This is a genomic window from Cognatundibacterium jejuense (assembly GCF_014284255.1).
Lineage (GTDB): Bacteria > Pseudomonadota > Gammaproteobacteria > Burkholderiales > Burkholderiaceae_D > Undibacterium > Undibacterium jejuense.
This window is the reverse complement of record NZ_JACOFV010000001.1, coordinates 498,398-524,125: the sequence shown is the minus strand read 5'-3', so window position 1 is coordinate 524,125 and position 25,728 is coordinate 498,398. Positions and strand designations below refer to the sequence as shown.

Sequence of the window (25,728 nt, the reverse complement as noted above, 5' to 3'; positions counted from 1 at the left end):
AATTGCACCATGAAATTTATGAACACAAGCTCAGTGAGCAGCGCATCGACATCGATCCTGCCAGCCTATGCAGAATTATTCTGCCTTTCTAATTTTAGCTTTTTAGAAGGCGCGTCTCATGCTGAAGAATTGGTCAAACGCGCAGCCACACTGGCTTATCAAGCGCTGGCGATCACCGATGAATGTTCCTTTGCTGGTATCGTCCGCGCACATGATGAAGCAAAAATACAAAAATTACCGTACATCGTTGGAACATATTTCAAACTCAGTCAGCAGGATGCGGGTCTACCAGATACAACTCTCATCGCATTGGCAAGCAATCGCGAAGGATATGGAAATTTATCAGAACTGATTACCTTAGCACGCAGCCGTTGCACGAAAGGCAGCTACCTGCTGACACACAAAGATTTACATACGCCGCCAGAAGGATATGAACATTTAGCTGGCTTGCCCGATTGTTTGCTCATTTTAGTCCCGGACTATCCAGTCAAACCGGGTATTCTGGCGACACAAGCCACGTGGTGCGCGCAATATTTCAGTGACAGAATTTGGATGGGTTTAAACTTATTATTGCAATCAGGCGATAGTTATCAACTACAGCAAGTCACCCATATTGCCAACGAATATGTACTACCGGTGGTGGCGCTTGGTCACGTACTGATGCACGTGCGTTCTCGTAAGCCATTGCAGGATACCTTGACCTCAATACGTTTAGGAAAACCCGTCGCCGAATGTGGCTATGCATTGGCATCCAATGCCGAGCAGCACCTACGCTCAAGATTCCGGCTAGCCAATATTTATCCGGCGGACACCCTCGCTGAGACGATTCGAATCGCCAATTTATGCCGGTTTTCATTGGATGAATTACGCTATGAATATCCGGAAGAAGTCATCCCTAAAGGTCAGACGCCTGCCGCTTACTTACGTAGCGAAGTCTATCTGGGGGCACAATTGCGCTATCCGCAAGGTGTATCAGAAAGTCTTAAAAAAACCATAGAACATGAACTGCATTTAATTAATGAGCTAGCCTATGAAGCTTATTTTTTAACCGTGCATGACATCGTTAAATTCGCTCGCAAGCAAGGCATACTCTGCCAGGGACGTGGCTCAGCGGCTAATTCCGTAGTCTGCTATTGCCTCTACATTACCGAGGTCAATCCCGAAGTCAACAGCCTGCTGTTTGAACGTTTTATTTCCAAAGAGCGTGGTGAGCCCCCCGATATTGATGTTGATTTTGAGCATCAACGGCGCGAAGAAGTCATCCAGTACATTTACCAAAAATATGGTCGCAATCGCGCCGCGCTGGCAGCAGCCGTGCATACCTACCGGCCGCGTGGTGCTTTACGTGAGACAGGTAAAGCACTGGGCATCGATGAAGCCTTCATCGATATGGCAGCCAAATCGCATCACTGGTTTGACGACAAACATGATTTATTGGCGCGCTTTACAGAATGCGGGCTCGACACCAACTCCATGCAAGCACAACAATGGGCCAGCCTGGCTAGTCAGCTATTACGTTTTCCACGCCATTTGTCACAGCACAGCGGTGGTTTTGTGATTGCCAGAGGTAAATTATCCCGATTAGTACCGATAGAAAATGCCGCCATGAAAGACCGTCGCGTCATTCAATGGGATAAGGATGATCTTGAATCGCTGGGGTTATTAAAGGTCGATATTCTGGCACTCGGTATGTTGTCAGCACTTCGGCGGGCGTTTGAATTAATGAAAACTCTTCATGGTAAGCCCACACGTATGCAAGACATTCCACGTGAAGACCCAGCGACCTACGCTATGCTGTGCAAAGCCGATACAGTCGGCGTATTTCAAATTGAATCACGTGCGCAGATGAGCATGCTGCCACGCCTGAGGCCACGTGAATTTTATGATTTAGTTGTGCAAGTTGCGATTGTACGCCCGGGGCCGATACAAGGTGGTATGGTGCATCCTTATTTGCGTCGTCGTCAGGGTTTGGAAGTCGTTGAAACCTATCAAAATCCGGCGATGCAAAAAGCCTTGGGACGTACGCTGGGCATTCCTATTTTTCAGGAACAAGTGATGCAAATCGCGATGCTGGCTGCTGATTTTACCGCTGGCGAAGCGGATGGATTACGCCGTGCGATGGCCGCCTGGAAACGCAAAGGTGGTTTAGATGCCTACCATGATCGCATCGTCAATGCCATGGTCAAAAATAACTACACACTTGAATTTGCAGAAGGAATTTTTGAGCAAATGAAAGGCTTTGGAGACTATGGTTTTCCTGAAAGTCATGCCGCCAGTTTTGCTATTCTGGCCTACGTTAGTAGTTGGATTAAACGGCATGAACCCGCTGTCTTTTTATGCTCGCTGCTCAATTCGCAACCAATGGGTTTTTATTCCCCGTCGCAACTTATTCAGGATGCGAAAAGACATGATATTCAGGTCAGACCGATTGATGTAATGCACAGCAATTGGGACTCTTCTTTGGAAACCACCGATCTACCGGAGAAGCTCAACGCTTACACGCAAACCACCCAATCTGCAGTGCGTTTAGGCATGTCGCTACTGAGCGGCATGTCCGAAGCAGCCGCACTCAGAATACAAGCAGCGCGTACAACCGCCGCTTTTACCGATGTCGCTGATCTGGCAAGGCGTGCGCAACTCAATCGTCATGATTTACATGTCCTAGCTGCCAGCAATGCCCTGCATAGCCTGGTGGGTCATCGCCGTCAGGCCTTATGGTCAGCGGTCGGCGCGATGCCAGATAATGATTTATTGCGTCCTCTGACGATAGAAGAATATAAGCCCACTTTGACTGTGCCTAGTGAAGCACAAGAGATCGCAAGCGATTATCAGACAACAGGTTTTAGTTTGCAGCGTCATCCACTGGCTTTGTTGCGCCAACAATTACTGGCGAAGCGTTTTTTACCTGCCAGCATGTTAAATACCTTTCAGCAAGGTCAATTTGCCAGAGGTTGTGGCATAGTCACTGTCAGGCAGCGGCCAGGCACCGCCAAGGGTGTGATGTTTTTAACCATTGAAGATGAAACCGGCACTGTCAATGTTTTAGTTTGGCCAGCACTGGTGGAACAGCAACGTCGCGAACTGCTAGGGGCAAGCTTGCTGGGTGTTTATGGGATATGGCAACGTGAAAATGAAATGTGTCATTTATTAGCAAAACGATTAGTTGATCTCTCTCATTTGTTAGGCCAGTTAGAAGTGGCCAGCAGAGATTTTTGTTAAAATATATGCCACTCCTAAAGACCACCAAAAAAGCGCGATTCCTATCAAAGGTAGACCTTGAATACCAAAACCAGCATCACCACAGAACAGCACGCTGCTGTACTTAGCAAATCGGATCGCAAACAACAACAGCAAAGTTTGATCGCTGCATCTACCGCCCACGCAGTACACGATGGAATGACAGATTTGGTGTATGTCCTCCTGCCGATCTGGCAAAGTCAATTTGGCATCAGCTACGCAATTGCTGGCCTAATGCGCGGTATCTACGCCGGATGTATGGCTGGTTTTCAAATCCAGGCCAGCAAATTTTCAGAAAAATACGGACGTAAAACCTTGTTAGTCGGTGGCACGGCACTAGCAGGGATCGCCTATATAATCGCAGGACAAACTGCCACTTTAATTGGACTCATTGCCGCACTGGCACTAGCAGGTATTGGTGCCAGCACCCAACATCCCCTTGCCTCTTCCCTGGTAGCAGATGCATACGACGAAGATAAATTACGCTCAAGATCCGCACTGGCCACCTATAACTTTGCAGGTGATATAGGAAAAATGGCACTACCCGCAGCTGTGGGTGTGGCATTGACCTGGTGGAGCTGGCGTCAGAGTGCAGGATTTGTTGGATTATTCGGAATCGCAGTTGCACTTTGGCTTGTCTGGGCGATACGTGAAAAACCTCATAGCCAGACATCTACAGGCATAGAATCGAAAGTCGAATCACAGCCCGAACGAGTCGTCACTGTGAAAACCTACGCATCCTATAGCGCAGGCTTTCACGCTTTACTCGCCACCGGTGTCGTCGATACAGCGACACGTATGGGATTTCTAACCTTTTTGCCCTTTGTATTGAAGGACAAGGGAGCAACTACCGCGACGATCGGCCTGGCATTGTCATTACTGTTTGTTGGTGGCGCTGCGGGAAAATTAGTCTGTGGCTATCTGGGACGTCGCATCGGCATGCTAAAGACTGTCTGGTTTACTGAAATACTGACTGCTATTGTCATCCTTTGTATCCTGAATCTGCCACTCACCATTGCCCTCATGACTTTACCGATTATCGGACTGGCACTCAATGGTACATCATCGGTACTCTATGGCAGCGTGCCTGAGCTGGTTGATGCCAGTGACCGCACACGTGCCTTTGCTCTTTTCTATACCGGCACCATCGGTGGAGGTGCACTATCCCCAATATGCTTTGGCTGGCTTGGCGATCACACCAATATCGTCTTAGCGATGCAATGTGTTGCAGCATTTGTTTGTTTGACGTTACCGTTGGCATGGATAGTCAATCGAGAACTACCAAAATAAATCCCATTCGTCATCAACAAACGTCCCCAAAAAAGCACCCATGAAAATGAGCGCTATGCGTGGACGAAACCAACAGGTTTTTACTTTGTTCGCTCTTTTAACACATTCGCTACCAAAGCATCAATCACCTGAAACGTTGCCTGCGTGACTTCGCCGCGACTCATTTTCGGGTTACTTTCTGCAAGCATGGAACTATTAGTCAAGTAACGCCCATTAACAACAAACGTTGGCGTACTGTTTACTTCGTAATTTTCTACCACCTTAGCCAAACGCGTTAATGAAGTTGTTACCGAAAAGGAATTATAGGCATCAATAAACTTTGTTTTATCAATGCCATTTTTGATCGCCCATTCCAGATTATCTTCGTCTGTTCGTAATGGTTGATGATTCTGGTGCCATGCTTCTAATACTTTAGCATGCAAATTTTGCTCAAGTCCGAGTGCATCCAGAGTCAGAAATAAATGCGCTTCTGCATCTTTAGGCCCATGGTATGGCAAATGAATACGTCTGAACGTGACCTTGTCACCCTGCCTCTTTATCCACTCAGCCAGATCAGGCTCAAGCGCATTACATGCAGGACAGTGATACATAAAAAATTCAATCACCTCTACCTTGCCCGGCGCTGTCTTTACTTCCTGCGGCGAGCTCAAACCAAGGTAATCAACGCCTTTCTGCGGCGTGACCGGTGAAGCCATGGCTATCGATGAGATAAAAGCACAAACGATAACTGATAATTTAATAAAACTCATACAATCCTTAGAAAAACAGACTTGTTTTAATAGAAGCTATAACGCCACCGAAGTAAGCTGACGAAAGTTCTTTTTATTTCAATTTACGGACTTAATTCATATGCCAATATCGCCGTGTATTGGTCAGAGTCAAATTTTTTACCCACAACCAGCATTTGTCCCTGCAATTCAGAGTTATAGTTGAACGTAAAAAAATCACCGTCTTTCTCCATCTCTTGCCAGTGATCCGCTTGTACCAGGGCCATTTTTTCAAAAATCGTGGCATTGATCTTAAATGTGTACGTACGATTGAGCTTAAGCCGATACATGACAGGTGCTTTTTGTATCGAGACCAGATGATACGGCAACTCAAAAGTATGCACAAAACTTCCGGAAAACTCAGGACTTCTGGTGGCCTCCCAAGCTTCTATCGGTGAAATATTACTGTGAAAAAAGGTTGGCTCTACTTGTGGCAAAGACTCAAACTCACGCTGGGATAAATGAGAAGTTCTCTGCAACTGCCATTGCTCATCGACCGGAAAATGACTGAAAACGAATTGCTCTGGCGGCGTCAAAAAAAACGCTTCAGACAGTTCTTTTTTAAATTTTCCGTCCTTGATGTACCCTGCTCCCCACGTCGAATCGACCAAATACCAACTCCCATTGATACGGATTGCGTTCCATGCGTGGTTCGGTTTGTCGAAATGTTGTCCTTGGGAAGTGCCATAAGCTTTTGCATAACCCGAAATACTTATTACTTCCAGACCGGCATCTTTTGCCATTTTTTCAAATAGATTAGAAAACCCAAAGCAAACGCTCTTGCGCTTTTTCATCACATCTTCAACGCTCATATCCTCTAGTCGACCTGATAAAAAAGCATCCGCATCATAGACGATGCGATCGGTAATCCAACGATAAATAGCACGGGCTTTTCAGCGTCAGTATGCAAGCCTTGCGTGAGATAGGCTACCAGCAATTGACGATCTGCCTCTACTTCAGGTGAAGCAGACAGCACGTGGGCATCAATGGCTGCGATTTGCTGATCGCTCAATTCGTGTGCGTAGCAACAGACATTGAGAAAAAATAAAATCAGAACCACGCCAGAAAAAAACGAACGGGGTAAAGCCTTAAAAAAAGCACCTGTGAAGTTCATGTTAATACCAAAAACACAAGGAAGGAATGGCGAAAAGTTCTGGAAAGTCACGCAATTTATTATAGTTGAGTATGATCTCTTCCGAGATGACATCATCAAATTAAAATTTAAGTAATATTAACAACATCGTATTCTGCGATATTGGAAATTTTAAAAATGATTTTCAACGCACTTTTGATTCTAATGCAACGAAATATATAGCCGTCGCGTCAAGGATCAAATCAAATTGTCCACCATAAAAAATGGCAACCCATTAAGGTTGCCGTTTTCACATGAAGAATGCGAGAAAAAACGAATTACTCTTCGTCTTCCTGTTCTGGCATCTTCAATCGACCAGTGTGGTAATCGTATTCATAGACTTCACCATAACGACCCCATTCAATCGCCACTTCCAGCACGCGTTTAGCTTCATCAGCTTTGAGGAATTCTTCCAGTAACTCCAACAGCGGCTGCTCAGATAAGCTGCCATTTACTTCCATTTCCAACTTGCGACGAATATGTGCCGCTAGTGGGACGTGCATCAATAACTGCTCTCCAAACAACTCTTGTTTCTCTGCCTGTTCGGCGTCGAAATATTTTCGACCGAGTGGCGTCAAAATAATGTCGCCTTTTTCCAGAACTGCAAAACCTAACAAACTCAAGGCTTCATACGTAGGGAACAGTTCTTCATCTGATAATTCTGCTTCTTCCGCCAATTGTGGCAAGTCGGCACGACCATTGTAAGGCGCCTCGGCGACCATATCCAAAATCGCTTCGATACGGCTAACGTCAGTATCTGGCAAGCGATAGCCAAGATGTTTAGAACTTGGTACTTCGGAACTGGCCTCGTGCGTCGTGCGCATCGTCATCAAACCATACACCTCATCGATCAATGCCCGTACTTCCGCCGACTCAACATTACGTGGGCGCGGCAAATCAATTTTGACTTCACAGCGGATCGTACCCGGATCGCTGGACAGAATGATAATGCGGTCTGCCATCACCACCGCTTCTTCGATGTTATGCGAAACGATCAAAATACCTTTCGTCGATATCTTATCTTCATCCCACAATTCCAACATATCATTGCGCAGAGTTTCACCGGTCAATACGTCGAGCGCCGAGAAAGCTTCATCCATCAACAAAATATCAGGATTGGTCACCAGTGCACGGGCGATACCAACACGTTGCTTCATACCACCGGACAACTCGCGTGGCAACGCACCACCGAAACCAGCAAGACCGATCAGTTCTAACACGGCATCGGCGCGTTCCTCACGTTCTTCGGCTGGCACACCTTGTGCCTCCAGCCCTAATTCAACGTTTTGTTGCACTGTCAGCCAAGGAAACAAAGCAAATGACTGGAATACCATCGCCACCCCTGCGACCGGTCCGAAGATAGCCTTATCGCGATAAGCAACCTTACCTTTGTCCGCGGGAATCAAGCCGGCCATAATGCGCAGCAAGGTGGACTTACCCGAACCCGATTTTCCAAGCAAGGCAACGATTTCGCCTTCTTTCAATTGAAAATCTACTTTATCCAGAATCAAACGGGACTTGCCGTCTGTTGCTTTGAAGGACTTAGCGACCTGCTGCAGGTCTATCAATAAATTTTGATTCATCTTTATTTCTTTCGGACGACATTCCGTCTACGTAAGCGGCAAAGGGTTTTAAGCAATTAAATAGTGATCACAAATTGATCCACATCATGATCATTAGCGAATACGATCTTCCGCCAACAAATACAATTTACGCCAGAAAAAACGATTCAATAAGGTAACAAAAATACACATCACACCAATACCCAAAGCAATGCGATGAAAATCACCGGTTTCGGTCATTTGTTTGATGTAACTACCCAAACCATCGGCGACCAGCGTAGTTTTACCCCAGGTCACATATTCCGCCACAATACTGGCATTCCATGAGCCACCACTGGCAGTAATAGCACCAGTGATATAACTAGGGAAGATCGCAGGCAAATAAACCCGTTTCCATTTCAGCCAACCTTTCAAACCCAGGTTATCAGCAGCCAGTCGCAATTCATTTGGAATCGTAGCCGCACCGGCAACGACGTTAAACAAGATATACCACTGTGTACCAAATACCATTAAGGGGCTTAGCCAGATGTTTGGCGTCAGATTTAACGACACCATCACAAACACGACCAGTGGGAACATGAGATTAACTGGGAACGCGGCCAGGAATTGTGCAACAGCCTGGACTTTTTGCGAATATTGGGGGCGTAAGCCTATCCAGACTGAAATCGGCACCCATACCAATGAAGCAAGGCCAATTAACAGCATTACGCGAACCAGCGTAATCGTAGCAAGCCCGAAGACGCGGATAACTTCACTCATCCCCACGTCACTGTGAATAAAACTGATCAGACGGAAAATTGCGAGTAAGGTGACGACAGTCAGTAGCCCATCCCAAATACGGGACCACATAGGGCTCATCGGCTTTTTCAATGCGCGCTCAGAAGTACCATCGTAAGTAACACTAAACCACCCTAAACCACGGCTCAAAAATGCCCAGAAACTCTCTGTCCACGAACGCACCCAACTACTATTACGCATCCAATCCAGTAACCACGATTGCTGCGCCGTTTCGCCTTGCGATTCTTCAAAGCGGAATTTATCTGCCCATGCCAATAATGGACGGAAAAATAATTGATCGTAGAGAAGAATACCCGTCAACATTGCAGCAATTGCCCACGCAATTGCATAACCATCCTTGGCTTCGATGGCGACCGCTATATACGAACCAATACCAGGTAATTTGATGTCCTGACCAGCCACAGAAATCGCTTCAGCCGCTACCAGTAAGAACCAACCACCAGACATCGACATCATCATGTTCCAAAGCAAGCCAGGCATCGCAAACGGCAATTCAAGTCGCCAGAAACGTTGCCAGGAAGATAATCTAAAAATATGCGCAGCTTCTTGCAGTTCAGCAGGAACCGTCCGCATTGATTGATAGAGGCTGAACGCCATATTCCACGCTTGCGAAGTAAAGATGGCAAACATGGCTGCACACTCAACACCAAGTAGATTTCCCGGAAATAAGGCAATAAAAGGAGCGATTGTAATCGCCTGAAAACCTAAAATTGGTACGGACTGCAAAATATCTAAAGCTGGGATCATGATTTTTTCAGCAGCGGCGTACTTCACCGCAATGGCAGCAAATACGAAGCTGAATAAAAGAGAAAATCCCAGCGCAGTAAACATGCGCAAAATAGTTCTGAGCAAATAGTAAGGAAGGTACCAAGGATCGAGAGAAACTTGCAATGCTTCACCAACTGAGAATGGTCGGCTCATCTGCATTGCTGCAAAAGCGAAAATACTGAGTAAAGCCAGGATCAAAGGTAGTAAAGCCCAGTCCCAACGATTAGGACCTTTATCATCGACGACCACATCGTCACGCGTCTGGAGCTTGAATAGTTCAAACATGCATACCACCTTGCAGCAAGCGTTTCATCAAAAAAGCATCATTCATATGCAACAAATTACCTCCTCAGTTACTTAGGCTTCATCAGTAACTCCGGGATAAATTATTGCCGGATGATCACGCAAAAATTTGCACGCCAAACGACGGTTCGATATCGACGAATCAGGTAGAAAAGCCAGCGCATGCCGGGAGAACTACTACCCACATTTTAGCAAGGTAGCAGCAGGACATCTGCGGTTACATTGCAGTGTTGTGGTCGACGTTTGATCGACAACTATAACCATCCACAGAACGAATTCCAATGAGAAGAAGCCCGCACTTTAACACAGGGAGAGACCTGTTCACAATATGATGCGATGCAAAATAATCTTTATATTTTTAACCTCTAAAATTCACTAAATCATTAATAAATGACCAAAGTCACAGAGACTATTTCTGAGAGGTAGAGATACGATTTTTTAACAACAAAATTAGATCATTTCGCTCACTTTTGTTAGCAAAATCGAGCGCTGTCATGCCAGCGTCATTTTTAAGGCTTATGTCCGCACCGCTATCAATCAAAATTTTTGCTGTGTCGTACTTTCCAAAATTTAGTGCCATCATCAGTGGCGTTGTTTTATTTGGAGACTCAGAATCAATATATGCGGCATGCTCCAATAAAAAATTCAGTGTTTCAACGCTACCGCTTGCCGCAGCGTAATGCACGGCAGCCCAGCCAGGTTGATTCACTTCAGCACCAGCTGCAACCAATTTTTTTACTGCCTCTACATTCCCGAAAAAGCTTGCCAACATCAGCGCCGTATCACCATTGCGAGCATGTTGTTCAAGTTTAATATCGCGCGCACTCAAAAGAGTATCAATCACCTTCATTGATTTTTCTCTGATCGCAATCATTAACGCTGATTCGCCGCGCAACTCGTCAACCGAATTTGGATCCATGCCACGCTGCAGCAAACCACTGACTGTTGCAGGATCATTAAATTTGACAGCAAAGATAAAATCATCATAAGAACTACTCGCAGCTAACACTACGTGATGAACGCCAATCAGAAGAAATAAGCCACAGATCGTTTTCGCAAGCAATCGGCCAAACGGTTTCAACGCAATAAAGTTAACTATCATTTTCATCTTTACCACCCTATCGTTTTCAATTAGATATCCTGTGAATTTAAGCTGCAAACTGAAAAAGATTAAAGAAATTTTCCGTGGTGATTTTCTGCACTTCATTCACTGAAATACCTTTGATATCCGCTAAAAATTCTCCTACATGACGTACAAAACCTGGCTCATTCATTTTGCCACGATGCGGAGCTGGTGCTAGATATGGAGAATCCGTTTCGATCAAAATTCTGTCCAATGGCAAGGCTTTTGCAACCGCCTGCAAATCTTTCGCGCTCTTAAAAGTCAATATGCCGGAAAATGAAATATAGAAGCCCATTGCAACAGCAGCCTGCGCTACCTCTAAAGATTCTGTAAAACAATGCATGACTCCTGCCACCCCGCCATGCTCTACGCCTGCACCTTCTTCCTGCATAATACGAATCGTATCTTCAGATGCTGCACGCGTGTGAATGATCAGGGGTTTCCGGCAGATTCTGGAAGCGCGTATATGCTGACGAAAGCGCTCTCTTTGCCATTCCAGATCACCTTTTAGTCGAAAATAATCCAGACCAGTTTCTCCGATGGCAATAATTTTCGGATGCTGCGCCAGCTCTACCAATTGTTCTGCGCTGGGCTCAGGTGTTTCCTCATAATCCGGATGGACACCGACCGAGGCATAAATATGCGGATATTGCTCTGCCAACGCTAACACTTGTGGAAAATCCGGTAAATCAACAGAAACGCATAATGCGTGGCTCACACCGTTGTCTTCCATTTTTTGCAAAATTTCAGGCATGCGTCCGGCTAACTCCGGAAAATTAATATGACAATGGGAATCTACGTACATAATGAGACCAGATAAAAAATAAATGGCAGCCGTAGCTGCCAGGATAGTAAGGTCAATTGCTCAGATCAAAAAGTGACCCGTGTGCAATGAAACTTAGAAAAATAACTAGCGATGCTGAGCGATTACATCAATAACAGCCTGTGCGGATATATTAGCAGTATCGCGCAGCAAGGTATGGTGCATTTCTGTAAATCGTTCTTTCAGACTACTTTGCAACTGATCACTATTTAATTGCTCCCAAAGCGCATCGGCCATTGCTAATGGTGTTGCCGCAGATTGCAAAAATTCTGGTACCACAAAATCACGTGCAAGAATATTGGGCAAACCTATCCATGGCTGGTAGCCCATATGCTTCAAGATCTGCCACGATGCTTCCATCATCTTATATGCGATCACCATAGGCTTTTTGAACAGTGCGACCTCTAATGAAGCGGTGCCTGATGCCACTAGCACAACATCTGCCGCCGCGATAGCGGTGTGAGACCTGCCATCGATCAACAAGACTGGAACCCCTTCGAGCTTCGCCGCCACGACCAATTTAATGTAATAGCTACGTTGCTTATTACCAGCCATAGGGACGACGATTTGAAGGTGCGGATCGCGTTCCAGCAAAATCTTTGCGGTACGTATGAAAGCTTCAGTATTGTATTTAATTTCAGAAATACGACTACCGGGTAATATCGCTACCACTTTAAATCTGGGATCAAGTCCCAATTCTTCGCGCGCTGCATTGGTATCAATTTCCAGTGGAATCACCTGCGCTAAGGGATGCCCGACATACGTCGCAGGGATACCTGCATCTTTGTAAATCTGTTCTTCGAATGGGAATATCACCAACATGTGCGAAACCGCTGCGGCGATTTTTTTAATCCTGCCACCACGCCAAGCCCAGATTGAGGGACTGATGTAATGCATAGTTGGAATGCCGGCTTGCTTAAGCTTAACTTCCATATCCAGATTGAAATCTGGCGCATCGACACCGATAAATACGTCAGGCTTTTCAATCAACAACTGTTGCGTCAACTGCTTGCGTATCCCACTGATTTCACGGTAATGCACCAGTACTTCGAATAAACCGCGCACTGACAGCTTATCCATAGGCCAGTCACTGGCAAAACCGTACTCCGCCATATGGGGCCCGCCAATACCGTGCATATGAGCATCTGGCAAGCGTGGACGCAAGCCTGATAACAAACGTGCCGCCAGCATATCGCCGGAGGTTTCCCCTGCGACCATCGCTATCTTTGACTGATGAGTAGACGACATAGGCAACTAGCGAACAATGCCACGCGTAGACGTATCAAGGAAGTCACGTAGTGATTTTACGTGCACCGCAACCTCCTGAGACAAGCCAGCGATTTGCTGATCAAGTGCCAGTTTGGCCTCATCCAATGTCAATCCCGATTTATAGATTACTTTGTAGGCCTGGCGAATTGCATTTAATTGTTCACGATCAAACCCACGACGTTTTAATCCTTCCAGATTGACACCATGTGCTACCGCTGGATTGCCGGAAAGCAGAACAAAAGGCGGCACGTCCTGGGTCAGGCTGGTATTCATCCCGACAAATGCATGTGCACCAATCTTGCAGAATTGATGCACCGCTGAAAATCCGCTCATGATCACCCAATCACCAATTTCCACGTGACCAGCCAACGCAGCATTATTGGAAAAGATCGTGTTGTTGCCGACCGTGCAGTCATGAGCAATATGAACATAAGCTAAAAACCAGTTATCGCTACCGATGCGCGTAATGCCGCGATCTTGTACCGTACCACAATTGAATGTACAAAATTCTCTGACCAGGTTGCGATCACCGATTTCAAGATAGGTAACCTCACCGCCATACTTTTTATCCTGTGGCGGGCCACCAATCGAAGAAAAAGCATGGAAATCATTGTCTTTGCCTATTGTCGTATGACCGCTGATGACAACGTGCGAGCCGATTTTGGTCCCGGCTCCAATACTGACATGAGGGCCAATAATCGAATATGGGCCAACTTCTACCGAGCTATCAAGGTTTGCCTTGGAATCGATCAGCGCGCTTGGATGGATCAGCATTATTTCTCCGCATTGTCATCAGTGGTGCGCATAGTACACATCAACTCGCCTTCTAATGCAAGTTGACCATCTACTGTGCCTTTCGCTTTATATTTCCAAATACCACGAGCAACTTTAAGAATTTCTACTTCCATTTTCAATTGATCGCCTGGCTCAACCGGGCGTTTAAAACGCGCACCGTCGATCCCCAGGAAATACACGATCGTCTTCTCGTCAGGCTTTTGCCCCATTGTTAAAAACGATAATAGCGCTGCTGTTTGTGCCAGAGCTTCGATCATCAGCACGCCCGGCATCACTGGTTTGTTCGGAAAATGTCCGTTAAAAAATTCTTCATTCGCCGTAACGTTTTTGATGGCGGTGATGGTCTTACCATCTTCCCAGTCCAACACGCGATCCACCAATAACATTGGGTAGCGATGGGGCAAATATTCTTTAATTTCGTTAATGTTGAGTGTTTTTTTCATGATGATTTTTCAGTCAATGTTTTGATTGTTTTTTCTAATTGGCGAATTTTTTCACGCATACCCGAGAGATTTCTGACGATGGCTGCGGATTTTTCCCAATCTGCATTTTTTGCGAGAGGATAAAAACCAGTGTATTGGCCTGGCTCAAGAATGGATCTCGACACCATACTTGCGGAAGACACGTGGACATTATCAACAATCGTCAAATGTCCAAGCACCATTGCCGCACCACCAAACGTGCAATTTTTTCCGATCTTGGCGCTACCAGCAACACCCACACATCCTGCCATCGCAGTATTTTGACCAATATGACAATTGTGACCAATCTGAATCTGGTTATCGAGTATCACGCCATCTTCAATGATGGTGTCAGCCAAAGCACCACGATCTATACTAGTGTTAGCGCCGATTTCGACACGATCGCCAATGACTACGCGTCCGGTTTGCGGAATCTTGACCCATTGACTCCGATCATTGGCAAATCCAAAACCATCGGCACCGATCACCGCACCAGAATGAATAACGCATTCAGCCCCAACCACGCAATAGTCATAAACGGTCACATTAGCATGCAATAAAGTATTGTCGCCAATAGTGACGCCACGCCCAATCACCGTTCCTGCCTTAATCACGGCGCCTTCACCGATCACCGCCTCAGCATCAATACTGACATGCGGCCCAATACTCGCCGACGCTGGCACAATTGCATGCGGGCTCACCCAAGCGCTTGGATGTACACCCAGGACAGGAGGAATTGCCTTCAGCGCCGCAAAATATTGGGCCGCACGTGCAAAGTAGACATAAGGGTTCGACACAATGATGCACGCCCCCGAATACTGAGCCGCAATTTGCGCGTGATCCATCTCCGTCAAGATTAAAGCTGCAGCTTTGGTCGAAGCTGCTTGCGCACGTAATTTTGAATTGGAGAGGAAAGTAATGTTCAGGTCTCCGGCATCGCTTAAAGGCGCAATGCCGGTCACTGTTATATCAGGAGATCCAATTAATTGACCACCGAAGCGATCGACCAATTCTCCCAGCCGAGTGCTCGTCGTGGTCATTGTTTATTTAGAGAGTTCTTTAAGAACCTTATCGGTAATATCGACGCGGGGATGAGAGTAAACGGCATCTTGCAATACGATGTCATACTTCTCCGCCTCTGCAATCTTTTTGACAGCTTTCACTGCGCGATCAACCAAGGCTGCTATTTCTTCATTTTTACGTTGATTAAGATCTTCGTTAAACACACGCTGCTTACGCTTAATGTCCTGATCCAAATCGGTTAATTCACGCTGCCGCTTAATACGATCTGACTCTGAAAGTACAGGTGTATCCTTATCTAGCTTCTCTGCTAACACTTTAATCTTAGCAGTCAGGTCTTGCAACTCTTTGCCTCTCTTGGAAAACTCTTGTTCAATTTTCGCTTCGGCTGCCTTCGCAGGTGCTGACTCACGCATGACGCGCTGAGAATCAAAAATAGCCACTCTCGAATCTTGCGCATTCGCCTGTGCAATGCTAAAAAAACATGCCGCACAAACCATCAAACGACGAAACAATTTGGACGGGGTAAGATGTTGACTCAAAATAATCTCCGTAACTCGAACTAAAGCACGCAAAAATTGCGGCGCCGCAATTAAAAACCTGTACCCATTTGGAACTGGAAGGTTTGCTTTTTATCTTCCGGCTTAGCATTTAACGCACGCCCGAAACTGAGCTTCAGCGGGCCAACCGGAGAAATCCAACTTATACCAATACCGGTACCAAAGCGCAAATCTTTGAATTGCATTTTTTGGCCTTCGTCAAAAACTTGTCCGCCATCCAAGAATGTAAACCAACGCAAGGATTTGTCTGCACCTGGAAACGGAACTTGTAATTCTATATTACCTATGACTCTACTTGCACCACCTAACGAATCGCCATTAGGGTCTTTAGTACCAAGACTGGATGGTTCATAGCCGCGAACCGAGCCAATACCACCGGCATAAAAGTTCTTGAAAATAGGATATGGATTGCCGTTGAGGCCATGACCGTAATCAAATTCGCCATTTAATGCCAACACAACGGAGCGGTAAACTGGCTTGAAATATTGGGCATTATAGATTGCACGATAATATTTCATATCGCCAATAGCTGCCACCTCCAGATTGGCACGCTGATAACGTCCTACAGATGGAGTCATGACGCTATCACGACTATCTCTTTGCCATGCGACCGTAAACGGGAAGGCATTTGTCGTTGCTGAACCTACCCCATAGAGTGGATCGGTAGGATCTTTAGAAACATTCTTGCCATACGTCGCTATATATTTCAAATAGCGTGAAGGACTGCTCAGATAGGCATCAACTGTGGTTCGTTCAACACCAATACCAAAGAAGATAGTATCGACCTCAGAAAAAGGAACACCAAAACGAATGTTGCCACCGGTTGTTTGTACTTTATAGTCACCAATACTGCCGATAATTGGTCGTGTCGTACGTAAATACCCTTCTAAGCTACGACTAATGCCGTCATCAGTAAAGTAAGGGTCAAAATGTGACAAAGCAATAGTACGGTTCATGCGGCTGGTATTCATTTCCAAGCCGATGGTATCTCCACTACCAAATGCGTTGGCTTGTGAAATCGAGCCAGTCAGCGTTAATTTTTCCGCATTAGAATAACCTGCACCAAATGTCAAATTACCAGTTGGTTTTTCCGTGACTGTCAGACTAATATCAACTTCATCAGCACTGGTCGCTACCTCTGGCGTTTCCAGTTTGACATCGCCAAAGTAACTCAGACGCTCAACACGGTCACGTGATGCTTTAATTTTTTCACCGTCGTACCACGAACCTTCAAATTGGCGGAATTCGCGGCGGATTACTTCGTCCCGCGTCTTTGTATTTCCCGCAAGATTAATGCGGCGAACGTAGACACGCTTGCCAGGATCAACAGCGACGGCGAAAGCAACTTCTTTCTTTTCTTTGTTTAAGATAGGATTTGCACTCACGTTAGCAAACGCGTACCCAAAATTACCTAAACGCTCAGAAATACGCTTCGTACTTTCAGTTAAACGAGCAGCATTGTAGACGTCATTTTTCTTCAACAACATCAATGAGGCCAACTCGTCCTCGCGACCAAACATTTCACCTTCGAGCTTCACGTCGGAGACCGTGTATTTCTCGCCCTCAACCAGATTGATAGTGATATAGATTTCTTTTTTGTCAGTTGTAATCGCAATCTGGCTTGAGAGAATTTGCATCTCAAGATAGCCGCGATTTTGATAGAACGAGCGTATAGCCTCGATATCGCCCGACAATTTCTGCTTAGAATATTGATCTGCTTTTGTGTACCAAGAGAACCAGGTTGGCGTGTTCAACGCCATTACGTCACGCAATTCGCCATCAGAAAACGCCTTATTGCCGATAATCTTGATTTGAGCAATTTTCGCAATTTCACCTTCGTCCACTGCGAACGTAACTTTGACGCGGTTACGCTCTACTGGGGTGATGGTTGTTGTAATTTGCATGCCATACAGGCCTTTAGACAAGTATTGTTTTTTCAATTCTTGTTCAGCGCGATCAACCGTAGCTTTGTCGAAAATTTTCGATTCGCCAATACCGATATCTTTCAGCGCCTTAATCAAAGCATCTTTTTCAAATTCTTTGGTACCAGTAAAGTCTACGCCAGCAATAGTTGGACGTTCTTCCAGTAAGACAACCAAAACGCCGTCTTGTTCTTCAATCTGAATATCTTTGAAAAATCCTGTGGCGTATAAAGACTTAATTGCAGTCGTACTTTTAGCATCATCAAATACTTCACCCACTTTTACGGGTAAATAGCTAAATACGGTACCAGCCTCTGTTCTTTGCAAACCTTCAACACGAATATCTTTAACTGTAAATGGCTGTATCGCAAAAGCGCTGCCGGAACATAAAGCCAACGCAGCCAAAGCTACAGTATGACGACGAAAATGTGGCAAAGTGAAATGCTCGATATGTAATTTCATTGGGTGTAAAGTTCTTTCAATACTCTCAATATTGCTATCTGGAATGAGTTTTTTATCATCAAGCCGACTATTATGACATTAGTCTGACTATGTCATTAAAAAAAGCTACCGCCATCATTGCCATCAACAGTGCTAAGCCTGCACGTTGGGCAATTTCGCCAAAGCGTTCTGAAACAGGTTTCCCCGTCAAAACTTCCAGCGAATAATACAACAAATGCCCACCATCTAACACTGGTATGGGCAGCAAATTCATTACACCAAGGCTAATACTGATTAATGCCATGAAACTCAGGTAGCTAATCACACCAGTTCTTGATGTCTGACCCGCATAGTCAGCAATAGTTAATGGCCCAGTCACATTCTTTAAAGAAATTTCGCCAACCAGCATTTTCCCGATCATCTTAAAGCTCATCAGACTAGTATCCCAAGTCTTTTGACCCGCCTTCAATACCGAATCAAAGAGACCAGCACTGACAACGGTCATTTCTGGTGCCAGCATTAACTTAACTTTCAAGCGCCCGACACGTGTGCCAGCATTACTCTCTGGCTCAGGGGTTGCTACTATATCAAATTCAGACTGATTTCTGAGAATATGTAGCTTCAACGGGGTGCCAGGTGATGCACTTACCATCTCCGTGAACGACAATCCATCAAGAACCGCGACTCCATTAACCGCCAGCACCCTATCATTTTGCTGCAATCCCGCCAACTGAGCAGGGCCGCCAGGAAGTATCTCGCCAATTATTGCCGCAGGTCGTGCAAGAGAGAATCCTAGCTTAGATAAGAAATCCCCTTCCAAGTCTTTAGCGCTCAACTGCTGCAAAGGTAAATCAACAACGCGACTTTCTTTTCCATTTGACGCCCCGCTTGCCTGACGTTCAACAACAAGTTCAGCAGCACCTTTTGCCAAAGCACGCTGCATCAATTTCCACTGCACTTCGCTCCAACTTTGCACCGCGAGACCATTAATGCTTAAAATCCGGTCCCCATGGCGCAAACCTGCTTCGTAGGCGACAGAATTGTTTGATGGGACTCGGATTTTTGCAATTGGTTCAGGAATACCATGTATAAACAATCCCGCATACAAAACAATCGCCAACAGAAAATTTGCAACCGGCCCTGCAGCGACAATAATAATGCGCTTCCAAACAGATTGACGGCAAAATTCACGCGCCAAATCTTCTTGCGGTATTGGTATATCACCCTGCTCACGCATATCGAGCATTTTGACGTAGCCGCCCAAGGGCAACATGGAAATTGCCCATTCGGTCTGATCTTTTCCTAGTTTGCGAGAAAAAATCACTTTCCCCATACCCACAGAGAAGCGAAGTACTTTAACGCCACACAATCTGGCCGCCAGATAGTGGCCAAATTCATGAATAGTGACCAAGGCCCCTAAAGCGACTAAAAATGCAAGTATTGTTTGTATGAGCTTCATTGGGAAACGAGTTTAGTAGCTACGCTTCGCGCTTCCGCATCAGCCGCCAAAATACTTTCAAGATCCGTCATCTCGGTTACAACAATCTTTTGCAGACTTTGCTCAATGACTTGAGGAATCATGGTAAATCCTATCTTTCCATCCAGGAAAGCCTGAACGGCAATTTCATTACTCGCGTTCAAAATTGTCGGTGCTGAACCACCTGTCTGCAGCGCTTGATAAGCTAAAGCAAGACAAGGGAAACGATTGAAATCCGGCGCCTCAAAGTTAAGTTTCCCAACTTTGATTAAATCCAAAGCATCAACACCAGAATCGATGCGTTCCGGATAAGCCAACCCATAGGCAATTGGCGTACGCATGTCTGGATTACCCAATTGCGCCAACACCGAACCATCGTTATACGAAACCATCGAGTGAATCACGCTTTGAGGGTGAATCACCACATCGATACGATCCGCAGGAACATTGAACAGCCAATGCGCCTCGATCACTTCCAAGCCCTTGTTCATCATTGTGGCGGAGTCGATAGAAATTTTTCTGCCCATCACCCAGTTCGGATGCGCAACTGCTTGCTCGGGAGTGACAGAGCTTAAGGTTTGGATGTCACGATATAAAAAGGGGCCACCGGATGCCGTCAGCAATATCTTGCGAACACCATGCTGATCAGGTTGTCCATCAAACGAGCGTGGCAAGCATTGGAAGATGGCGTTATGTTCGCTGTCAATAGGCAACAAAGAAGCGCCATGCGCTTTAATCGCATTCATGAACAGATTGCCCGACATGACCAGCGCTTCTTTATTCGCCAGCAGCACCTTCTTACCAGCCTCTGCTGCTGCAAGAGACGCTGGCAAACCAGCAGCACCAACTATCGCCGCCATCACAATATCGCACTCTGGTGCGGAGGCTACTGCACACAGTGCAGCGGCACCAAATTCGATCTGAATATTAGCCTGGCCGCTCGCTACAAGTAACTGACGCAAACCATCTGCTGCAGTTGCAGACCCGACCACCACTACTTTGGGATGAAATTGAGCGCACTGTGCAGCTAATTTTTCAACCTGGGTATGTGCCGTTAAGGCATACACATCATATTTATCAGAGTGACGGGCAATCACATCCAAGGTTGAAACACCAATGGAGCCAGTCGCCCCCAGAATGCAGACTTGTTGTTTATTTTTTTTACTATTCATGATACTAGCGCCATAAATCTAAAAGTACAGCTAAAGGCAACACAGGAATCAACGCGTCGATTCTGTCCAGGACACCGCCATGGCCAGGCAACAAATTGCTACTATCTTTCATACCCGCACGACGCTTCAGCATAGACTCAAATAAATCACCAACCACACTTGCTGCAGAAATTACACTAAGTAATGCGACCGCAATCATCCAACCCTTACGCGCAAACAATTGTGCAGCAAAGGTGTCCTGCAATTGTGGAACCAATGTTGAAAGTCCAGCCAGAACCAGCACAGCTAACCAACCACCAATAGCACCTTCCCAGGACTTTCCAGGTGAGATCGTTGGTGCAAGTTTATGCTTACCAAAGGCCTTGCCAGCAAAATAAGCACCAACATCTGCCACCCAAACAATCACCATGACTGACAGCAAGTACAAGGGGGAACGTTGAAACAGCACTGCGATAGCAATAAAACAGCCGAAGATGCTAATCCCATAAAGAGTACTCAGCAAGCCATTTGAAAATCCAAAACCAGGCAATCCCTTTGCCAACAATGGCGTTAGTCTTAATACCCAGAAGGCAACGCACAATGCAAATAGCAGAGGTGTAGAAAAGCTATTCAAATGAAAGAGCAAATACCCAAAAAACACCGTCCAGATTGCCGACATCAAAAATGGTCCGGGTTTTTTAAATAAGCGCTGACACTCCCAAATTGCCGCGGCAAAAAAAGCCACGACAACGGCTGAAAAGGCCCAGAAATTCCCGAGATACATTATCGGCAACAATATTGCCAACAAAACCAATGCGGTAATAATACGGGTTTTTAACATCAATGACTTTCTATCAGGACGTTTGCATCGTCAGCGTGATAGATGATTCACGCATCGTTTTAAACTTGATGGTCAAATGGCTCTCACTGCCCTCGTCCAGACATGAATCATCGAGATCACTCAAAAGCTGACTAAACATCGAAATCAAAATTGGCAGGAAAATAAGAGAGAAGAAATTGCGAATCGCAAGAGGAATAACCGTGAACGTCAAAGATACGGTTCGCACCAATGACACTCCCACGGAAAATAAAAAACACACACAACTTGTAGAAAAAATAGAGTCAAATCTACAAGGAAGTGTGTTTTTCATAGGGCGCTCTTTTGTGCTTACAGGCACAATCAAATACCAGATAAAGAGTAAAAAGCCGGATTTAAACCGTCAACACTTCTTTTTCTTTTTCGAGCAATAATTTATCAACTTCGGCGACAAATTTATCAGTCAATTTTTGAACATCATCTTGCGCGCGACGTTCATCATCTTCAGAGCACTCTTTATCTTTGAGAATTTTTTTCAGCGTTTCATTGGCATCACGACGAATATTACGGATCGCAATTTTTGCGCCTTCGCCTTCTGTTTTTACCAGCTTCACCATTTCTTTACGACGTTCTTCTGTCAACGGTGGTGTTGGCACACGAATCATGTCGCCTTGGCTCGATGGATTCAAACCCAGATCGGAATCGCGAATCGCTTTTTCAATCGCGTTCAGCATTTTCTTTTCCCAAGGTTGAACACCGATAGTGCGGGCGTCAATCAAGGTCACATTCGCGACCTGAGTGATGTTGGTTGGCGAACCATAGTAATCAACCATGACGTGATCCAGAATACCAGTGTGGGCACGACCAGTGCGCACTTTGGCCAAATCGGATTTCAAAGTCTCGATCGACTTTTGCATTCTTTGTTCGCTATTTTTTTTAACGTCTGCTACTGCCATTCTGTCCTCCTGTACATCAATGCAGGATCTCCATTTAAAAAATGAAGACCCTTATCAAAATTAAATCATTAAATCACAAATCCTGCATTATACGTGGACAAGTGTGCCTTCGTCTTCACCCATAATGACATTCTTCAACGCACCGGGTTTAACGATAGAGAAAACTTTGATCGGCAACTTCTGATCACGGCACAATGCGAATGCAGTCGCGTCCATCACTTGCAAATGACGAGAAATAGCTTCATCAAAAGAAATGGTTGAGAAACGGGTTGCGTTAGCATCTTTTTTCGGATCCGCAGTGTACACACCATCTACCTTCGTCGCTTTCAACACGATTTCAGCACCGATTTCAGATCCACGTAAGGCAGCGGCTGTATCTGTAGTAAAGAATGGGTTACCTGTACCTGCAGCAAATACCACAACCTTGCCTTCTTCAAGATACTGCAGGGCTTTGGGACGCACATACGGCTCAACCACCTGATCAATCGCAATCGCCGACATCACGCGTGCAGTAATACCAATTTGACGCATGGCGTCTGCCAAAGCCAAAGAGTTCATAACGGTTGCCAGCATCCCCATATAGTCCGCCGTTGCACGATCCATTCCTTGCGCACCAGGTGCTACGCCACGGAAAATATTGCCACCACCGATAACGATGGCCAATTCCACGCCTAAGCGAGAAATTTCTGCTACGTCGGCCACCATGCGCTCAATGGTGGCACGATTGATGCCAAATGGGTCATCGCCCATCAAGGCTTCGCCAGAGAGCTTCAAGAGCACGCGCTTGTAAGCAGGTTTTGTCATGATAGGACTCCTTCTGGAAAGTTAAATAAAATGATGAACAGCAAAAATGCTATTTGATTTGGATACACTTAAGTCCGACCACTACCGGCACAGCAAAGGCACGCTAAAGGGAATTCAGTCAATATTTTAAAGATTGAATATACACAAACCAAATAACTTTTAAAAAATATTCTGCGTGCTTAAAAAAACGGGCCTTTCGGCCCGTTTTTTAATAACGACTTATTACGCTTGTTTTGCCGCTGCAACTTGCGCAGCAACTTCAGCAGCGAAGTCATCCACTTTCTTTTCAATGCCTTCACCAACAACGTACATAGTGAACGCTTTGACAGAAGAATTAACAGATTTCAGCATCTGCTCAACTGTTTGCTTGTCGTTTTTAACGAAAGGCTGATTGAACAAAGATACTTCCTTCAAGAATTTGGAAACAGCACCTTCTACCATTTTCTCAACGAATTTGGCTTCTTTACCAGATTCCGCTGCTTTTTGCTCAGCAACTGAACGCTCTTTAGCGATCAAATCTGCTGGAACTTGCTCAGTAGACAAGGATACTGGTTTCATCGCAGCGATGTGCATCGCGACGTCCTTACCAACTTGTTCGTCAGCACCATCAAATTCAACGATAACGCCGATACGTGTGCCGTGCAGGTAAGAAACCAATTTAGCTTGTGTTTCGAAACGTGCAAAACGACGGAAAGACATGTTTTCGCCAATTTTACCAACCAAAGCAGCACGCACCTCTTCCACTGTTTTGCCTTCGAGTGGCAATGCGCCCAATGCAGCGATGTCTGCAGGATTGTGTTCAGCGATCAATTTAGCGACAGTGTTAGCCATAGCCAGGAAGTCGTCATTCTTAGTCACGAAGTCTGTTTCACAGTTAACTTCAACCAAAGCACCAACACCACCAGAGATATAAGAAGCAACAACGCCTTCTGCAGTAACACGGGAAGCAGCTTTAGAAGCTTTGCTACCCAGTTTTACACGCAGAATCTCTTCCGCACGATCCATATCGCCTTCAGCTTCTGTCAAAGCTTTTTTGCATTCCATCATTGGTGCATCAGTCTTTGCACGCAAAGCACCAACTAAAGCTGCTGTAATCGCTGCCATGTCATTCTCCTAATTCAGTAGTGCTAAAAAGCACGATCATCAAATTTTGTTTAAAAAAAAGGGCGAACGACTGTTGCCCCATTTTTTGTTTTAGATTACCGAAGCAATCCAAAACTTATTTACCTGAACAAACTATTACGCTTGCTCAACTTCTACAAACTCATCAGAACCTGGCTTAACAGCTTCCAGAACTTCGTTAACCGCGTTTGCACGGCCTTCGAGGATCGCGTCTGCTACGCCACGAGCGTACAAGGAAATTGCTTTAGAAGAGTCATCATTACCTGGAATGATGTAAGCAACACCTTCTGGAGAGTGGTTAGTATCAACAACGCCGATAACTGGGATGCCCAATTTAGCAGCTTCAGTGATCGCGCCTTTGTGGTAACCAACGTCAACCACGAAAATTGCATCAGGAATGCCGCCCATATCTTTAATGCCGCCGATAGACTTTTGCAGCTTGATCATTTCACGTTGGAACATCAACGCTTCTTTTTTGGACAATTTTTCAACGGAACCATCTTCAACAGATACTTCCATATCTTTCAAGCGTTTGATCGAAGTTTTTACTGTTTTGAAGTTTGTCAGCATACCGCCCAACCAACGCTGATCAACGAAAGGCATACCTGCACGTTGTGCTTCAGCAGCGATGATTTCACGAGATTGACGCTTAGTACCAACCAGCAATACTGTACCGCGATTTGCGGACAATTGACGGATGTACTTCATCGCTTCCTGGTACATAGACAAAGTCTTTTCCAGGTTAACGATATGAATTTTGTTGCGGTGACCGAAAATGTACGGTGCCATTTTTGGATTCCAAAAACGAGTTTGGTGACCAAAGTGCACACCAGCTTCCAGCATTTCACGCATTGTTACAGACATAATAACTCCAGGGTTAGGTCTTGAATCCAGCCAGTGATCTTCAGATACGTATCTAAAAACACCCTTTTCGACCGGATTCGATTGATAAGAAATTAATTAACTTGCTCGGAAATTCCGTTCTTTTACAAGCTAACCATCTATTCTACTATGAAACTATAGATTTTCTCAAGCAAGAAGTTTCACACTGAGCTGCGAACGACCGCTTCCTCGTCTATAATTCTGCTTTTAGTAGCCTTTGGCATTTACACAAGCGGCATTGTTCATTT

General features: G+C 45.5%; 22 protein-coding genes. 2 read left to right on the top strand and 20 right to left on the bottom strand.

Annotated elements, in window-relative coordinates:
- Positions 1 to 18 precede the first annotated feature (18 nt).
- Together H8K32_RS02375 and H8K32_RS02370 are read left to right on the top strand one after the other, a co-directional pair.
- Positions 19 to 3,219: an error-prone DNA polymerase gene (locus H8K32_RS02375; protein WP_186910843.1), complete on the top strand. Its 3,201-nt coding sequence runs from the start codon at positions 19 to 21 to the stop codon at positions 3,217 to 3,219.
- A gap of 57 nt (positions 3,220 to 3,276) precedes the next feature.
- Positions 3,277 to 4,527, top strand: coding sequence for an MFS transporter (locus tag H8K32_RS02370; RefSeq protein WP_186910842.1), 1,251 nt, complete (start codon positions 3,277 to 3,279; stop codon positions 4,525 to 4,527).
- An 80-nt stretch (positions 4,528 to 4,607) separates the two neighbouring features.
- Here H8K32_RS02370 and H8K32_RS02365 read toward each other — a convergent pair whose 3' ends face one another.
- The 20 genes from H8K32_RS02365 to rpsB form a co-directional block, all read right to left on the bottom strand.
- Positions 4,608 to 5,276, bottom strand: coding sequence for a thiol:disulfide interchange protein DsbA/DsbL (locus tag H8K32_RS02365; RefSeq protein ID WP_186910841.1), 669 nt, complete (start codon positions 5,274 to 5,276; stop codon positions 4,608 to 4,610).
- Positions 5,277 to 5,359: 83 nt separating this feature from the next.
- On the bottom strand, positions 5,360 to 6,151 hold the full coding sequence (locus H8K32_RS02360; protein ID WP_343067920.1) for a transglutaminase domain-containing protein: 792 nt from the start codon (positions 6,149 to 6,151) through the stop codon (positions 5,360 to 5,362).
- Positions 6,112 to 6,408: a hypothetical protein gene (locus H8K32_RS02355; RefSeq protein ID WP_186910840.1), complete on the bottom strand. Its 297-nt coding sequence runs from the start codon at positions 6,406 to 6,408 to the stop codon at positions 6,112 to 6,114. The genes H8K32_RS02360 and H8K32_RS02355 overlap by 40 nt, the downstream gene beginning before the upstream one ends.
- Before the next feature lie 296 nt (positions 6,409 to 6,704).
- Positions 6,705 to 8,009: an ABC transporter ATP-binding protein gene (locus H8K32_RS02350; protein WP_186910839.1), complete on the bottom strand. Its 1,305-nt coding sequence runs from the start codon at positions 8,007 to 8,009 to the stop codon at positions 6,705 to 6,707.
- A 93-nt stretch (positions 8,010 to 8,102) separates the two neighbouring features.
- Positions 8,103 to 9,839: an ABC transporter permease gene (locus H8K32_RS02345; RefSeq protein ID WP_186910838.1), complete on the bottom strand. Its 1,737-nt coding sequence runs from the start codon at positions 9,837 to 9,839 to the stop codon at positions 8,103 to 8,105.
- A 427-nt stretch (positions 9,840 to 10,266) separates the two neighbouring features.
- Entirely contained in the window at positions 10,267 to 10,965 is a 699-nt protein-coding gene (locus H8K32_RS02340) for an ankyrin repeat domain-containing protein (RefSeq protein WP_246447079.1), read from the bottom strand.
- A 40-nt stretch (positions 10,966 to 11,005) separates the two neighbouring features.
- The gene (locus H8K32_RS02335) at positions 11,006 to 11,785 is read right to left on the bottom strand and encodes a TatD family hydrolase (RefSeq protein WP_186910837.1); all 780 of its coding nucleotides are present in this window, start codon (positions 11,783 to 11,785) and stop codon (positions 11,006 to 11,008) included.
- Between the two features lie 105 nt (positions 11,786 to 11,890).
- Positions 11,891 to 13,051, bottom strand: a complete 1,161-nt coding sequence (gene lpxB, locus H8K32_RS02330) for a lipid-A-disaccharide synthase (RefSeq protein WP_186910836.1) — start codon at positions 13,049 to 13,051, stop codon at positions 11,891 to 11,893.
- 6 nt (positions 13,052 to 13,057) lie between these two features.
- The gene (gene lpxA, locus H8K32_RS02325; protein WP_222612982.1) at positions 13,058 to 13,846 is read right to left on the bottom strand and encodes an acyl-ACP--UDP-N-acetylglucosamine O-acyltransferase; all 789 of its coding nucleotides are present in this window, start codon (positions 13,844 to 13,846) and stop codon (positions 13,058 to 13,060) included.
- On the bottom strand, positions 13,846 to 14,310 hold the full coding sequence (gene fabZ / locus H8K32_RS02320) for a 3-hydroxyacyl-ACP dehydratase FabZ (protein WP_186910835.1): 465 nt from the start codon (positions 14,308 to 14,310) through the stop codon (positions 13,846 to 13,848). The genes lpxA and fabZ overlap by 1 nt, the downstream gene beginning before the upstream one ends.
- Positions 14,307 to 15,368, bottom strand: a complete 1,062-nt coding sequence (gene lpxD / locus H8K32_RS02315; RefSeq protein ID WP_186910834.1) for a UDP-3-O-(3-hydroxymyristoyl)glucosamine N-acyltransferase — start codon at positions 15,366 to 15,368, stop codon at positions 14,307 to 14,309. The genes fabZ and lpxD overlap by 4 nt, the downstream gene beginning before the upstream one ends.
- A 3-nt stretch (positions 15,369 to 15,371) precedes the next feature.
- A complete protein-coding gene (locus H8K32_RS02310; RefSeq protein WP_186910892.1) occupies positions 15,372 to 15,848 on the bottom strand; it encodes an OmpH/Skp family outer membrane protein in 477 nt (158 codons plus the stop codon).
- Between the two features lie 92 nt (positions 15,849 to 15,940).
- Positions 15,941 to 18,292, bottom strand: a complete 2,352-nt coding sequence (gene bamA, locus H8K32_RS02305; RefSeq protein ID WP_186910833.1) for an outer membrane protein assembly factor BamA — start codon at positions 18,290 to 18,292, stop codon at positions 15,941 to 15,943.
- A 70-nt stretch (positions 18,293 to 18,362) separates the two neighbouring features.
- Positions 18,363 to 19,730: an RIP metalloprotease RseP gene (gene rseP / locus H8K32_RS02300; protein WP_186910832.1), complete on the bottom strand. Its 1,368-nt coding sequence runs from the start codon at positions 19,728 to 19,730 to the stop codon at positions 18,363 to 18,365.
- Positions 19,727 to 20,920 (bottom strand): 1-deoxy-D-xylulose-5-phosphate reductoisomerase, encoded by a 1,194-nt coding sequence (ispC, locus tag H8K32_RS02295; RefSeq protein ID WP_186910831.1) that lies wholly within the window; start codon positions 20,918 to 20,920, stop codon positions 19,727 to 19,729. The genes rseP and ispC overlap by 4 nt, the downstream gene beginning before the upstream one ends.
- A 4-nt stretch (positions 20,921 to 20,924) precedes the next feature.
- A complete protein-coding gene (locus tag H8K32_RS02290) occupies positions 20,925 to 21,740 on the bottom strand; it encodes a phosphatidate cytidylyltransferase (protein WP_186910830.1) in 816 nt (271 codons plus the stop codon).
- Between the two features lie 371 nt (positions 21,741 to 22,111).
- Entirely contained in the window at positions 22,112 to 22,672 is a 561-nt protein-coding gene (frr, locus tag H8K32_RS02285) for a ribosome recycling factor (RefSeq protein WP_186910829.1), read from the bottom strand.
- Between the two features lie 87 nt (positions 22,673 to 22,759).
- Entirely contained in the window at positions 22,760 to 23,476 is a 717-nt protein-coding gene (pyrH, locus tag H8K32_RS02280) for a UMP kinase (RefSeq protein ID WP_186910828.1), read from the bottom strand.
- A gap of 222 nt (positions 23,477 to 23,698) precedes the next feature.
- The gene (tsf, locus tag H8K32_RS02275) at positions 23,699 to 24,580 is read right to left on the bottom strand and encodes a translation elongation factor Ts (RefSeq protein ID WP_186910827.1); all 882 of its coding nucleotides are present in this window, start codon (positions 24,578 to 24,580) and stop codon (positions 23,699 to 23,701) included.
- 135 nt (positions 24,581 to 24,715) lie between these two features.
- Positions 24,716 to 25,462: a 30S ribosomal protein S2 gene (rpsB, locus tag H8K32_RS02270; RefSeq protein ID WP_186910826.1), complete on the bottom strand. Its 747-nt coding sequence runs from the start codon at positions 25,460 to 25,462 to the stop codon at positions 24,716 to 24,718.
- Between the last annotated feature and the right edge of the window lie 266 nt (positions 25,463 to 25,728).